The organism is Bacillus sp. CD3-5 (assembly GCF_006349665.1).
GTDB lineage: Bacteria > Bacillota > Bacilli > Bacillales > Bacillaceae_G > Bacillus_A > Bacillus_A paranthracis.
In genome coordinates, this window is record NZ_VEPX01000001.1 from 749,236 (window position 1) to 761,541 (window position 12,306).

The window sequence follows — 12,306 nt, forward strand, 5'->3', positions numbered from 1 at the left end:
ATAGCTAGCCGGTTCTGAATAAGAACCGGCTATTTTATTAATTTAATTTAAAACAACTATTAAAGTTTGATTTTCTTAATAGATATAATACACTAGAACAGTATGAAAAAGTATAAACAATGAATTTTGAATGTAAAGGAAGATCTTCATGTCAATTATCGATAAATTGAAACTTAATAAGTATACGAATATGGTTGTTATTAATGAACCAAGTGATTACGAAGTTTTTACAGGAAAAGAAACTGTATTTTCAAAAGAACACGATGCCATTTTTATTTTTGTAGAAACACTGGATGAAATGGTGAAACAAACGAATTATATTATTAGTAATAAAGAATTATTAATTGAAAAAGGATACATATTCTTCGCATATCCGAAAAAGGGTAATTCTCGCTACAGTACGTTTATTCACCGTGATAAGATGTTTCCAGCATTAAACGTTGGAGAAGATGGATATGTGGGAGAAAGCGATATTAAATTTGCGCGAATGGTAAGTATGGATGACATCTTTACTGTTGTAGGTTTAAAGCGTGAGAAGAAAAAAGCGACAAAAACGCCTGCAATGAGCCAATGTGTAGCTGATTATGCAGATCGAATTCAAGATGTTGAAGCTTTATTAGCTAATCACCCAAATGAACTTAAGTTTTATCAAAGTTTAACACCTGGATACAAAAAAGATTGGGCACGTAATCTGTTTTCTGTCAAACAAGAAAAAACACGTGAAAAACGTTTTGAAAAGATGATTGAGGTTCTATCACAAGGCTATAAAACAATTGATTTATTCCGCAAAAAGAAAAAATAAGATTAGGAAAGTCACAATGATGCAACAATTAATTGCGATGAGTACATTGAAAAAAGTATTTCTTCCATTATACTAAGGGATGTTCTTATATTTATATAATTAGTAAAAGAGAAAAGGTGTTTGAAATGAAATCGTATATTGTAGTTGGAGCTGGAATTTTAGGAGCGTCTACTGCTTATCATCTTGCTAAGGCTGGCGTGAACGTTACTATCGTGGATCGTCAACAAGTAGGTCAAGCAACAGATGCAGCAGCAGGTATTGTCTGTCCATGGCTTTCACAACGTCGTAATAAAGCATGGTATAAAATCGTTAAAGGCGGTGCACGTTACTATTCTTCGTTAATTCAGCAATTAGAAGAAGACGGTGAAACGGATACAGGTTATAACCGTGTAGGTGCAATTAGTTTACATACTGATGAGAAAAAACTAAATCAAATGGAAGAGCGAGCTTATAAGCGCCGTGAAGATGCACCAGAGATTGGTGAAATTACTCGTTTATCAGCTGAAGAAACGAAAAAATTATTCCCAGCATTATCAGAAGAATATAGTTCTGTTCATGTTAGTGGTGCTGCACGAGTAAATGGAAGGTTATTACGTAATGCATTAATAAGTGCTGCGAAAAAACATGGTGCAACTTTTATAAAAGGCAATGCAGTATTAGTCCGTGAAGGTAGTCAAATTACGGGAGTTAAAGTAAAAGATGAAACAATTTTAGCAGAGAAGGTTATTGTAACGGCAGGTGCATGGGCGAACGAAATCTTAAGCCCTTTAGGAATTAATTTCTTAGTTACGTTCCAAAAAGGACAAATTGTTCACTTGCAAATGGAAAATACAGCAACAGAAAATATGCCAGTTGTTATGCCGCCAAATGATCAATACATTTTAACATTTGACAATGGCCATGTCGTAATTGGTGCAACACATGAGAATGATACTGGTTTCGATCACCGTGTAACGGCTGGTGGTTTACATGAAGTATTCCATAAAGCATTAACAGTTGCACCTGGCTTAGAAGATGCTACTATGCTTGAGACGAGAGTTGGATTTAGACCGTTTACTCCAGGATTCTTACCTGTTATCGGACCACTTCCTAACTTCGACGGTATTCTCGTTGCGAACGGATTAGGAGCTTCAGGTTTAACTGCTGGTCCATATTTAGGATCAGAACTTGCTAAGTTAGCGCTGGGACAACCAATTGATTTAGATTTAAATGATTATGACGTTGCTGGCGCAATTGAATAACATCGGGTATGAAAAAATACACTAAGCAAATTCGATAGGAAATAAGTAGTTTTTTCTCCGTTAAGAGTAAGACTGTTTATGAAAAATGAAATTCTTTAAAAATAAAGAGCCGACACCATAAACTTGCATTATTAATGTAGAATTATGATGTCGGCTCTTTATTCATATGTGTTTAAAGCTTATTTTCGAGAGGAGGTTAAGCAATGAGAGCACCATATCAAGTATTAATATTTCCTTATATAAAAATTGATAATGGTGAAATTCCTATTGAATCAGCAAAACGGGAAGCATTTGAAGAAGCTGGTATTTCAAGAGAATGTCCATATATACAATTAGATTCTGTGTCTTCACTACCAGTAGAGGATGTAGTTGGAGGATTCCTTTGGGGAGATGAGGTTTATGTAATAAAAGAATTTTCTTTTGGAGTTAAAGTACCTACCAAAAACATCTCATTATCTGAAGAACACTTACATTATAAATGGTTATGCTTTGAGGAGGCAGTAAAGTTTTTGAAATGGGATAGCAACAAAACAGCATTGTGGGAATTAAACAAAAGACTATTAAAATAGTAAAAGCATTAGCAAAGACGTTAGTGGAACAAGAATTGAACAATTAAAAAAACTTGCTATTCTTCATATGTAGCAAGTTTTTTCTATACAGTTGCCTCTGGAAAAATGAAAATAGTTAGAAATATTTTTATGTTGCACGGTTGTTGACTATGAATAACGGAATACATATTAAGTATTCAACAGTTCAAATAGAACGAGTCATTTTTTATTTTAAGAAGAAAGATGACTCGTTTTATGCTAAAATTCGCTTAGTGTATATTTTCGCTAAAATGTGGGCAGGCCCACTTTTAGCAAAACCGGAGTGGAAATGATGAGTATAAATAGTTTTGTGGGATTGATAAAGGACGAATTATTAAAAGAGGTAATCATAAGAAGTGAGGATGAATTCGAGCCTGTAGTAGTTAAAGATATTCCTAGACTTTGGAAGTGTTTAGGGAAAGGTAATTATGCCGCAGTATTCATGCACAGAGAATTCAAAGATTGGGTAGTAAAAGTTTACGCGCGCGAAGGAGAAGGAATTGAAAAAGAGTCAGAAGTATACCGAAGAATCGGAAATCATCCTTCTTATTCAAAGCTTATTTATAAAGGAGAAAATTTCATAGTATTGAAACGTTTAAAAGAAATTACCTTATACGATGCGATCCATAAGGGGATTAAAATTCCTAAGCAGGTGATTCTTGATATAAATAAAGCTTTAGAGTATGCAAGGAAACAAGGATTAACTCCTTGTGATGTTCACGGAAAAAATGTGATGATGGAAAAAGGAAGAGGTTATGTAGTCGATGTATCTGATTTCTTAAAAGCAAAAGAAGATAGTAAATGGAGAGACTTAGAAAAGGCATATTTTACATTTTATTTGCCTTTCATTTATAAACTACCTTTCCCTGTTAAAATACCGTATTTTATGTTAAACATTGTTAGACGTTCGTATAGAAAATATAAGAAACTTAAAAAGAAATTCGAATTGTAATACTTATAAGTGGACCACTAGTAAACAAAAGGACCGTACATTTTAGATATGTCTAATATGTACGGTCCTAATCTTTTTTATGTATACATATTTTTGCTAGTTATATCACTATCAATTCCAAAACGAGATATTTTGAATAAATGAAACTGTTAAAATAAATGTTGATGCGCAACCAGCAGTTAATAACATTATTATTTTTCGTCCATTCTGTTCTTTTGAAGGTTTTATCAGTTCTGTAATCAACACAATCCAAATTATTATAGATACTATCGAGATAATATTTATGGACATATGTAACACCTTCCTTTTTGTTTTCACATAAACATTTCTTATTTTGTAAAATGAAAGCAATTTAACTAGAAAATATGTACAGTATTACAAATCAGGTTTCTCCTGTTAAACCACCTTTTTTAAATAGAAATACGACTAATAAAACGATAATAACTGCCTTTAAACTGCCCCAATATGGATAAATAACATGATCTGTTAGATGAGCATGTTGAAAAATGTTCTCTAATCCATAAATTCCAATAATGACTGCTAAAAGAAAAGCGGCTTTTCCAATAGCTGTATTACAATAGAGGGTAAATAAATATAGTGCAACTATAAGTGGTAAGATGATTTGTAGCAATAGTGTCATAAGGTAGCCCCCTAATTTATCTATAATTATATTATATACAAAATTGTAATAAAAAGGAATGCGACTTATTTGATACTAATAAGATTACTCTAAACATATTCTTCTATTAAAAAGAATATAAAGGGGTGTAAAGTTAATTGACAAAAGTTAAAGTTCGTTTACGACCCATTGTTCATAACATAAATTTACCCACTGTAATAAAAACAGCAATTCTTCCAGGTGAATCGGCTGAAAAGCTATTTATCGCAACGCAATTAGGAGAGGTTTTTCACATAGGAGATGGCGTCATAAAAACATTTTTAAATATTCGTCAACGAATTATAAATTTAGGTACATCTGAAGAAGGCGTTTCTAGTAGTGGTTATGATGAACGAGGGTTGCTTGGACTAGCATTTCATCCACAATTTTATCAAAACGGTTTATTTTATCTTCATTATTCTGTCGCTGGAACCCAAGGGCCAGGTGCACTTTCTGAACAATTTAAACCGAATCCTTGTGACCCAAAAACGTTAAACTTAAAGTGGACAAATAGAGATACGCAATATGATCATATCGATACAATCGAAGAATGGATTTTACAATCAAACGGTCAACCTCAAAAACGTAGAACATTACTTAATATAAAACGCCCATTTTTTAATCATAATGGGGTAAATACTTTAAACTTTTCTCCAGAGACGGGGAAACTTGTTTTTACAAATGGAGATGGTGGCTCGGGTTATGATCCGTTCAATTTAAGCCAAGATGATTTAGAAATAGCAGGTAAAATTATTGAAATCGATGTAAGTAAAAATACATTCATAAATAATCCTCCAGTCGTTACACGCTTTAATGAACTTCCTCTATCTATACAAGAAACACTTACAGTAATTGCGAAAGGTATTCGTAATATAACCGGTATTTCATTCCAAAGGTTTTATAATCAGTATATTAAATATGTAGGTAATGTCGGACAGGATATTGTAGAGTCTATTTTTTCATTTGTTCAATATAAACCAATACCGGTTACCGAACTTGTTCAAATACATGTAATGAGACTCACTTCAAATCAAGATGGATTTATTAATTTTGGTTGGAGAGGATGGGAAGGAGAATTGCCTACTTCTTTTATAAAACACTGTTCTGAAAATCCTACTTTGGATGAGAGAACAATGGTTTATTATAATGAAACAATAGAAACATCAACGAAGCGAATTCAGCCACTCATTAGTTATTTTCATAAAGACCCGAGACCAGATAAGTTTGGCGGGACTTCTCTAACAGGAGTTCAGCCATATATGGGAACTGCAATCCCGAATTTAAATGGTAGCGTTGTGTTTACCGACCTTGCTAGAAAAGAAGAGTCTCGGCCGCCAGTTAAAGGTGTATTAGCATATACTAAAGCAGGTACAGATGGTAAACATACTGGTTTTCATGTTATTGAAACTGATTATGATTTTGGTACGCAAGCAGCTTATTATATGAGTTTAGGAACAAATTTGGATCAAACTAGGTTATATTTAGGAGTTTACGGTTCTATGAAAGTAACTGATTTTAACAAAGGTACCATTTTTGAAATTATCCCTTAATACGATATACACTCGTAGTTTAATCATACAAGGAATTCCCTTTGTTTTAAAACGTACAAGTTCTCCCCCTAAAAGCCTTTTATTGTATAGTAACTCATAACAAGTAGAAAGCAGCTCATAAACCACTAGTGTATGAATAAGATAGAAAGTGATGAATGAGATATCTTTAGGGGGTATTTTGATGAATCGATTTGTACGTTATTGGTGTCAACTTATGATAGAGAATAATGGGGACTTTGTTCATAAAAGAAAATTATCCCTAGCAAATAAAGTAGTCATTACCGCTTTAATGAGTGCTTTGGCCACCATGTTTCAAGCAGCAGGTAACTTAATTCCTGGTATAGGGTTATTTATTAGCCCTTTTGCGACGTTACCAATTTTTTTGGCTATTTGCTACTCTATTCGTGAGGGAGTACTTTCTTATCTCCTTACTATCCTCCTATTATTTATTATTGAGCCAAGTGAACTAATTGTTTTTCCATTTACTACAGGCTTATTAGGTATAGCCTTAGGGCTTTCCTTTATACAATTCAAGAGGAGAATTTGGGTAATTTCCTTTTCTGCGATTTGTCTACTTATAGGAATTACGATTGTTCTAGATATTTTTCGCTTTCCCGTGCTTGGTCCTACTATTCATACAACTATGGATATAAAAATTATTTTATCAATATTTATACTGAGCTTTCTATACTGCTGGATCTATGCAGGGCTTTGTAGAATATTGTTGAATAGGTTATATAAAGTATTGTTTTAACAATTGCATAGAATGGAGATTTAAAACATGTATAACGTTGAAATTAGGAGACCGAATTCGGATGATTTAGAGGAACTTCACTCATTTTTTCGTATAGTTATTACGAATACCTTTAAAGACGAAGGTTTATCACAATTATCGGATGACATAGAAAATGAAATTAACACGAAAAAGCAATATTTAAAAACAGATTTTGATAGTAATGGAGAAAAACGTTACTTTTTATTAGCAATAGATACAAATAACGATAAAATCATTGGTACAATCGAAGTTGGTCCAGCAAGTACATTAATTAATAGTTGTACAGGCGGTGTACTTAAGGATTTGTATGAAATAGGAACTGTTTTTATACTGCCGGAGTATCAAAAAAAGGGTATCGGGAGTTTACTACTAAATGCAATATTTCTTACGTTACTTAGCAAAGGTATAACAGAGTACTGTTTAGATAGTGGATACAAAAAAGCGCAAAGTATATGGACGAAGAAGTTTGGAGAGCCTAGTTATGTACTGAAGGATTATTGGGGAGAATCAAGTGATCATATGATTTGGAAGAAGAGTTTACATGATGCCCCTATAATATTTAAATTATAAAATGAAAAATGCCTCTGAACGTAGCTTTTCTTACATATGTATGCTATTATTTACCTTTATAATAAAAGAGGACGTGAATGAACTTGATTAAAATTAGTATCCCTGAAGTTGATGTTACAATTACTGAACGTAAACAAGTTATTAGAGGAGACGAGCCAAGAATTACGCCAATCAATGGTTTTATCGATTTCCACTTGTTCCCACGAGATAAAGGCGGCATTTTTATGTTTTACAATATTAATGACGAACTTCTTTTCGTAGGTAAAGCTCGTAAAATTAGACAACGTATTAAGAAGCATTTCGAAGATAACGTTTCGCCAATTAAAAATCACCGTGACGAAGTATACCGCATTGATGCATGTATCGTAGAAGATCCAACAGAAAGAGAAATTTACGAAACATATATCATTAATGAATACAAAGCAAAATATAACGTTGATAAAGTATTCTATAAATAAGTAATAAAAAACAATCCTAGTACATATACTGGGATTGTTCTTTATTTAGAATTATTCCTCATATTTGCCTCCTTTTTTTAAATGATTAGCAGCAATAAAACAAACTACACCTATACATATAAGTACAATTCCAATTGTTTTATGTTTTCCAAAAAAGAAAGGAATATCAGAAATAACATTTGTCATACATAACCCTACAAACACGAGGATAGGTCCTACCCACAGTAATACATTGCCGAATTTTGTATGTTTCCGCATAGTAAGCCTCCTTACCTCTTTTTACATATATATCCATGAATTAAAAGTAAATTCATAGAGAAATATAGTTTTTTTCATATCGAAAATTTAACCTTCATATATTGGTACAAGCAAACAAGAAAGGGGACCATCATGAATTGGTTAGAAGCTTTTATATTAGGGATCATACAAGGTTTAACAGAGTTTTTACCGATAAGTAGTACAGGTCATCTTTATTTAGGAAGGCATTTGTTTCAATTAGATGAAGCAGGATTGTTTTTAGATACGATGCTGCACATTGGGACTTTACTTGCTGTGTTTATTTATTACAAAAAAGAATTTATATATTTAATTAAAAATCCATTTTCAAAACTAATGCTACTACTTATTGTCGGGACGATACCCGCAGTTGTAATCGGATTGTTATTTAAAGACTTTTTTGAGGATATTTCAAAAACAGGTATTACGATTGGTTGGGAGTTTTTAGTGACAGGATTCTTTCTCTACATGGCGGATAAACAAAAGAATGGCCGTAAAAAAATGGTCAACATTACATATAAAGATGCATTTATCATTGGTTCATTTCAAGCGGCTGCTATTTTTCCGGCAATTTCTCGTTCTGGAATGACAATCGTCGCTGCATTATGGAGAAAGTTAGACCGCGAAACTGCTGCTTACTTTTCTTTTTTATTATCAACACCAGCCATTGTCGGAGCTATTATTTTGCAATTTGCAGATGTTTTTCAAGGGAAAGCAGAATCTATTTCTAGTACATCTTTAATTGTCGGAACTTTATCAGCAGCATTTTTTGGTTACATAGCTGTTTCATGGATGATTCAATACTTAAAACGTCACTCTTTAAAAGTATTTGCGTATTACGTATGGGGATTAGGTATTTTAATTATAACGTTGCAATATACTCATGTGTTTTAATTATAATAGTAAAGAAATTAATTAGTTTAAGATCCTGTTTCATTCATAAAAGACAGGATCTCTTTTTATTAAGGAGGAAAATATGTTTAATAAAGCTATCGTTATTGGCGGAAGTATTGCAGGAAAGCTCGCAGCAAAAGCATTATCAACTGCTTTTAAAGAAGTAATCATTATAGAAGCCGGTGAAAGATGGGATGGAAAGTCTTCGAGAAAAAGAGTCCCACAAAGTAATCATCCTCATGTGTTATTAAAAGGTGGAGAAAACGCCATTGAGGAATTGTTTCCTAATATTACGAATGAATTAATAGAAGCAGGTAGTGTCGTACATAACTTTACTCGTGATTTAAAATGGCATCAATTTGGTTTATGGAAACAGCCGTTCATAGGGGAAGTACATATGATTCAACAAAGTCGTCCTTTGCTAGAATGGCATATTCAAAAACGAATACATCAAATTTCAAATATCACTAGTAAATTTAAAACACTAGTGGAAGGGTTAATAGTAGACAGAAAAGCTAACAAAGTATGTGGTGTAAAAGTGAAATGTTTAGAGACAGACACACAAGAAGAAATACATGCAGATATTGTTGTTGATGCAAGTGGATTCGGTTCAAAAAGTATAGCATGGTTACGCGAATGTAATATCGAAGTGCAGGAAGAGAAAGCACGTATTGATTTATTTTACACAACTAGAATGTTTAAACTTAAAGAAAATGAGAAATTAGATTACTGTAATACGCTAATGTCTCCAAGTTTCCCTGACAATCCGTATGGCGTTCTTATTCAAACGATTGAGGATAATCGTTATTTTGTTACTTTCAGTGGATATGCAAATAAAAAAGCACCACAAACAGATGAAGAATTTTATAATTTTGCTGAAAACCTATCAATCTCTAATGTTACTGATTTTCTAAATAAAGCTGAAGCCATTTCACATACCAAAACGTACAAAATTCCATATCAAGTACGTAGGCGATTTGATTTAGTGGATAATCTACCCGAAAGATTGTTAGTAGTTGGAGATGCACACTGTCGTTTTGATCCTGTTTTCGGTCAAGGTGTTTCCGTTGCTGCTATGGAAGCTCACCAGTTGCAATTACTTCTGCAAGGTAGAAAACAACTTGATAAAACATTTACACAACAATTTTATAAAAAGGCAGCTACTATAATAGAAACCCCTTGGGATATGACAACAACGGAAATATCGCGTCACCCGGAGCTACAGACAGCATTAACTACAAAACAAAAATTTCAGCTATGGTATACAAAACAAATATATCGACTATCCGCAAGTAATTCTGATGTTTATATTCGGTTAGTACGAGTGATGAATTTAATTCGTAGTCCATTTCACCTATTTCATCCAAAAGTACTACTTGCTGTGTTACTAAAACAAAAGAAATAGCAGGAAAGTAGTTGATTAAAAACGAATATATAGCAGTTAGTAGATATAGGAGGGGTAATCGAGATGAAAATATACATAGAACAATTAAAGAAACACGATGCTAAGGATTTATTTACGTTTGAACTTACGAATAAGTCTTTTTTTGAAACAATGGTACCTAATCGTGGCTCGCAATATTTTGATTTTGAATATTTCCAAAAACTACTAGATAATTTATTAATAGAACAGGCGGATGGAGAATCTTATTTTTATTTAATTCGTAACGAAGAAAATGAAATTGTAGGGAGAATAAATTTAGTAGATATAGATTCGGAGACTCGAATCAGTTCGTTAGGTTATCGGGTCGGAGAAAAATTTACTAAAAAAGGAGTTGCAACTGCAGCCGTAAAATTAATTTTAGACGTAGCAAAAAATAATGAAATTAATGAGGTTCATGCTAAAACAACTTCTAATAATCTTGCATCACAAATTGTACTAGAAAAAAGCGGGTTTTCTTCTTATCAAAACGAAGCAGATACAACATCTGTACAATTGAATGGGGAACAGGTGAATTTTTTACATTATATTTGGAGAAATACTTCGCGCTTATAAGAAGGGGGATTTATTCATGAATGATTTACGTTATCCAATTGGACAATTTACATACAAACGTCCTATAACGGAAGAAATGATAGATACATGGATTCAAGAAATTGAAGATTTACCTAATGAACTAACGAAGGCTATCAAAGATTTAGATCAGAAGCAGTTAGACACACCGTACCGCGTTGGTGGATGGACAGTTCGTCAAGTAGTCCATCACGTTGTTGACAGCCATATGAATAGCTACATACGTTTTAAATTAGCACTAACAGAAAAGAATCCAACGATTAAACCATATAAAGAAGAGAAGTGGGCAGAATTACCTGATTCTAAATTACCAGTAGATGTTTCACTAGTAATGTTAGAGTCATTACATAAAAGATGGGTTAACCTTTTATATTCCTTAGAACTTGAAGATCTAGAAAAGACATTTAACCATCCAGATACTGGTGAAACAAAACTTGCTGCTGCAATAGGACTATACGCATGGCACGGACGTCATCATACAGCTCATATAACTTCATTAAGAAAGCGACTAAATTGGTAACATGGAGATGCATTTAGAGAAAGCGAAAGAAACCGACGCAGAAGTTATATTTCAGATGCAAATAGACTCATTTAGCCCTTTATTACATAAATATAAAGACTACGAAACAAACCCAGCAAATGAATCTATTGAAAAAACGATTTTGAGGATAAATAATCCCAGCAGTAACTATTATAAAATGATAATAGATTCTAACCTTGTTGGAGCGATATGTATATCCAAAAAAGAACTACCTTATAAATTTTGGATTAGTCCAATGTTTATTCATCCAGTCTATCAAGGGAAAGGAATTGCTCAGCAGGTACTTATTTTAATTGAAGAGATGTTTCCAGAAGCACGAAGCTTTGAACTTGCTACGATTTTAGAAGAAGAAAGAAATTGTTTTCTATACGAAAAGATGGGGTATAAAAGAACAGAAGTAATAAAGAAATTAAATGATAAAACTACACTTATTTATTACAAAAAAGAAAGGTAAAGCATTTAAAATACGCTTTACCTTTTTCTGTTATTTTAGATTAAATATACAAAATTGATGAATATTCTTCCAAAATAATCGGGTTAGTAATTTCGGAAATGAATAAACATACGGAAAGACGTTATTTTGTCGTATATGTTACTAACGCTTTTTGAATGCTTAAAACACTATCGTCACCTTTAAATTCTTTCGTAATTGGGGCGCTCAAACTAGATACCCAAATTTTAAGTTCAGCATCCAAATCAAAATGCCCAGCTGTTTCAATGCTGAATTGTGTAATGCTTTTATAAGGGATAGAATGGTATTCTGTTTTTTTACCTGATATTCCTTGTTTATCTACTAAAATAAGACGACGATTTGTAAATACGATTAAATCACGAATTAATTTATAAGCATGTTCAACTTTCTCATCGTCTAACATAATCTTCTCTAAATCACGTTCTACACTTTCTGTACTCGCATTTGATGCATTTCCTAAAATACCGCTAAATAAACCCATAGGAAATTCCTCCTCCATTATTTGTGGAATGTGTT

17 protein-coding genes are annotated in these 12,306 nt (G+C 32.8%); 13 read left to right on the forward strand and 4 right to left on the reverse strand.

Annotated elements, in window-relative coordinates; translation table 11 throughout:
* The first annotated feature begins 148 nt into the window (after window positions 1-148).
* From FH036_RS03950 to FH036_RS03965, 4 genes are all read left to right on the forward strand, one after another.
* Window positions 149-802: a YdeI/OmpD-associated family protein gene (locus FH036_RS03950; RefSeq protein WP_139895379.1), complete on the forward strand. Its 654-nt coding sequence runs from the start codon at window positions 149-151 to the stop codon at window positions 800-802.
* A gap of 125 nt (window positions 803-927) precedes the next feature.
* Window positions 928-2,043: an NAD(P)/FAD-dependent oxidoreductase gene (locus tag FH036_RS03955; protein ID WP_000844373.1), complete on the forward strand. Its 1,116-nt coding sequence runs from the start codon at window positions 928-930 to the stop codon at window positions 2,041-2,043.
* A gap of 203 nt (window positions 2,044-2,246) precedes the next feature.
* Entirely contained in the window at window positions 2,247-2,612 is a 366-nt protein-coding gene (locus FH036_RS03960; RefSeq protein WP_139895380.1) for an NUDIX hydrolase, read from the forward strand.
* 307 nt (window positions 2,613-2,919) lie between these two features.
* Window positions 2,920-3,582: a protein kinase family protein gene (locus FH036_RS03965; RefSeq protein WP_029438549.1), complete on the forward strand. Its 663-nt coding sequence runs from the start codon at window positions 2,920-2,922 to the stop codon at window positions 3,580-3,582.
* A 111-nt stretch (window positions 3,583-3,693) separates the two neighbouring features.
* Here FH036_RS03965 and FH036_RS03970 read toward each other — a convergent pair whose 3' ends face one another.
* Both FH036_RS03970 and FH036_RS03975 read right to left on the reverse strand, forming a co-directional pair.
* A complete protein-coding gene (locus FH036_RS03970) occupies window positions 3,694-3,873 on the reverse strand; it encodes a hypothetical protein (protein ID WP_000026319.1) in 180 nt (59 codons plus the stop codon).
* A gap of 91 nt (window positions 3,874-3,964) precedes the next feature.
* A complete protein-coding gene (locus tag FH036_RS03975; RefSeq protein WP_044792233.1) occupies window positions 3,965-4,222 on the reverse strand; it encodes a hypothetical protein in 258 nt (85 codons plus the stop codon).
* A 137-nt stretch (window positions 4,223-4,359) separates the two neighbouring features.
* Between FH036_RS03975 and FH036_RS03980 the strand changes: the two genes are divergently transcribed.
* From FH036_RS03980 to FH036_RS03995, 4 genes are all read left to right on the forward strand, one after another.
* Complete coding sequence (locus FH036_RS03980; RefSeq protein WP_044792235.1) at window positions 4,360-5,790, forward strand: PQQ-dependent sugar dehydrogenase; 1,431 nt, start codon at window positions 4,360-4,362, stop codon at window positions 5,788-5,790.
* 181 nt (window positions 5,791-5,971) lie between these two features.
* Window positions 5,972-6,544, forward strand: a complete 573-nt coding sequence (locus FH036_RS03985; protein WP_001079215.1) for a hypothetical protein — start codon at window positions 5,972-5,974, stop codon at window positions 6,542-6,544.
* Between the two features lie 27 nt (window positions 6,545-6,571).
* Window positions 6,572-7,135, forward strand: a complete 564-nt coding sequence (locus tag FH036_RS03990; RefSeq protein WP_000282935.1) for a GNAT family N-acetyltransferase — start codon at window positions 6,572-6,574, stop codon at window positions 7,133-7,135.
* Between the two features lie 77 nt (window positions 7,136-7,212).
* Entirely contained in the window at window positions 7,213-7,593 is a 381-nt protein-coding gene (locus FH036_RS03995) for a nucleotide excision repair endonuclease (RefSeq protein ID WP_001048949.1), read from the forward strand.
* Between the two features lie 51 nt (window positions 7,594-7,644).
* Here the strand turns inward: FH036_RS03995 and FH036_RS04000 are convergent, their stop codons facing one another.
* The gene (locus FH036_RS04000; RefSeq protein WP_070806171.1) at window positions 7,645-7,851 is read right to left on the reverse strand and encodes a hypothetical protein; all 207 of its coding nucleotides are present in this window, start codon (window positions 7,849-7,851) and stop codon (window positions 7,645-7,647) included.
* A 132-nt stretch (window positions 7,852-7,983) separates the two neighbouring features.
* On the opposite strand from FH036_RS04000, the gene FH036_RS04005 reads away from it, so the two are divergent.
* From FH036_RS04005 to FH036_RS04025, 5 genes are all read left to right on the forward strand, one after another.
* Window positions 7,984-8,763, forward strand: coding sequence for an undecaprenyl-diphosphate phosphatase (locus FH036_RS04005; protein ID WP_070806170.1), 780 nt, complete (start codon window positions 7,984-7,986; stop codon window positions 8,761-8,763).
* An 82-nt stretch (window positions 8,764-8,845) separates the two neighbouring features.
* Window positions 8,846-10,168, forward strand: coding sequence for an FAD-dependent oxidoreductase (locus tag FH036_RS04010; RefSeq protein WP_070806169.1), 1,323 nt, complete (start codon window positions 8,846-8,848; stop codon window positions 10,166-10,168).
* Window positions 10,169-10,231: 63 nt separating this feature from the next.
* A complete protein-coding gene (locus FH036_RS04015; protein WP_044792242.1) occupies window positions 10,232-10,759 on the forward strand; it encodes a GNAT family N-acetyltransferase in 528 nt (175 codons plus the stop codon).
* A 16-nt stretch (window positions 10,760-10,775) separates the two neighbouring features.
* A complete protein-coding gene (locus FH036_RS04020) occupies window positions 10,776-11,297 on the forward strand; it encodes a YfiT family bacillithiol transferase (RefSeq protein ID WP_000999075.1) in 522 nt (173 codons plus the stop codon).
* 1 nt (window position 11,298) lies between these two features.
* Window positions 11,299-11,772, forward strand: coding sequence for a GNAT family N-acetyltransferase (locus FH036_RS04025; RefSeq protein WP_070806168.1), 474 nt, complete (start codon window positions 11,299-11,301; stop codon window positions 11,770-11,772).
* A gap of 121 nt (window positions 11,773-11,893) precedes the next feature.
* Here the strand turns inward: FH036_RS04025 and FH036_RS04030 are convergent, their stop codons facing one another.
* The gene (locus tag FH036_RS04030; RefSeq protein WP_000522462.1) at window positions 11,894-12,271 is read right to left on the reverse strand and encodes a PH domain-containing protein; all 378 of its coding nucleotides are present in this window, start codon (window positions 12,269-12,271) and stop codon (window positions 11,894-11,896) included.
* Between the last annotated feature and the right edge of the window lie 35 nt (window positions 12,272-12,306).

Excerpts from the sequence above, each read along its gene's own strand:
- FH036_RS03970 (WP_000026319.1), bottom strand. The coding sequence starts at position 3,873 with ATGTCCATAAATATTATCTCGATAGTATCTATAATAATTTGGATTGTG.
- FH036_RS04015 (WP_044792242.1), top strand. The coding sequence starts at position 10,232 with ATGAAAATATACATAGAACAATTAAAGAAACACGATGCTAAGGATTTA.
- FH036_RS04030 (WP_000522462.1), bottom strand. The coding sequence starts at position 12,271 with ATGGGTTTATTTAGCGGTATTTTAGGAAATGCATCAAATGCGAGTACA.
- FH036_RS04000 (WP_070806171.1), bottom strand. The coding sequence starts at position 7,851 with ATGCGGAAACATACAAAATTCGGCAATGTATTACTGTGGGTAGGACCT.
- FH036_RS03965 (WP_029438549.1), top strand. The coding sequence starts at position 2,920 with ATGATGAGTATAAATAGTTTTGTGGGATTGATAAAGGACGAATTATTA.
- FH036_RS03975 (WP_044792233.1), bottom strand. The coding sequence starts at position 4,222 with ATGACACTATTGCTACAAATCATCTTACCACTTATAGTTGCACTATAT.
- FH036_RS03955 (WP_000844373.1), top strand. The coding sequence starts at position 928 with ATGAAATCGTATATTGTAGTTGGAGCTGGAATTTTAGGAGCGTCTACT.
- FH036_RS03950 (WP_139895379.1), top strand. The coding sequence starts at position 149 with ATGTCAATTATCGATAAATTGAAACTTAATAAGTATACGAATATGGTT.
- FH036_RS03990 (WP_000282935.1), top strand. The coding sequence starts at position 6,572 with ATGTATAACGTTGAAATTAGGAGACCGAATTCGGATGATTTAGAGGAA.
- FH036_RS03960 (WP_139895380.1), top strand. The coding sequence starts at position 2,247 with ATGAGAGCACCATATCAAGTATTAATATTTCCTTATATAAAAATTGAT.
- FH036_RS04005 (WP_070806170.1), top strand. The coding sequence starts at position 7,984 with ATGAATTGGTTAGAAGCTTTTATATTAGGGATCATACAAGGTTTAACA.
- FH036_RS04020 (WP_000999075.1), top strand. The coding sequence starts at position 10,776 with ATGAATGATTTACGTTATCCAATTGGACAATTTACATACAAACGTCCT.
- FH036_RS03985 (WP_001079215.1), top strand. The coding sequence starts at position 5,972 with ATGAATCGATTTGTACGTTATTGGTGTCAACTTATGATAGAGAATAAT.
- FH036_RS04010 (WP_070806169.1), top strand. The coding sequence starts at position 8,846 with ATGTTTAATAAAGCTATCGTTATTGGCGGAAGTATTGCAGGAAAGCTC.
- FH036_RS04025 (WP_070806168.1), top strand. The coding sequence starts at position 11,299 with ATGGAGATGCATTTAGAGAAAGCGAAAGAAACCGACGCAGAAGTTATA.
- FH036_RS03995 (WP_001048949.1), top strand. The coding sequence starts at position 7,213 with ATGAACTTGATTAAAATTAGTATCCCTGAAGTTGATGTTACAATTACT.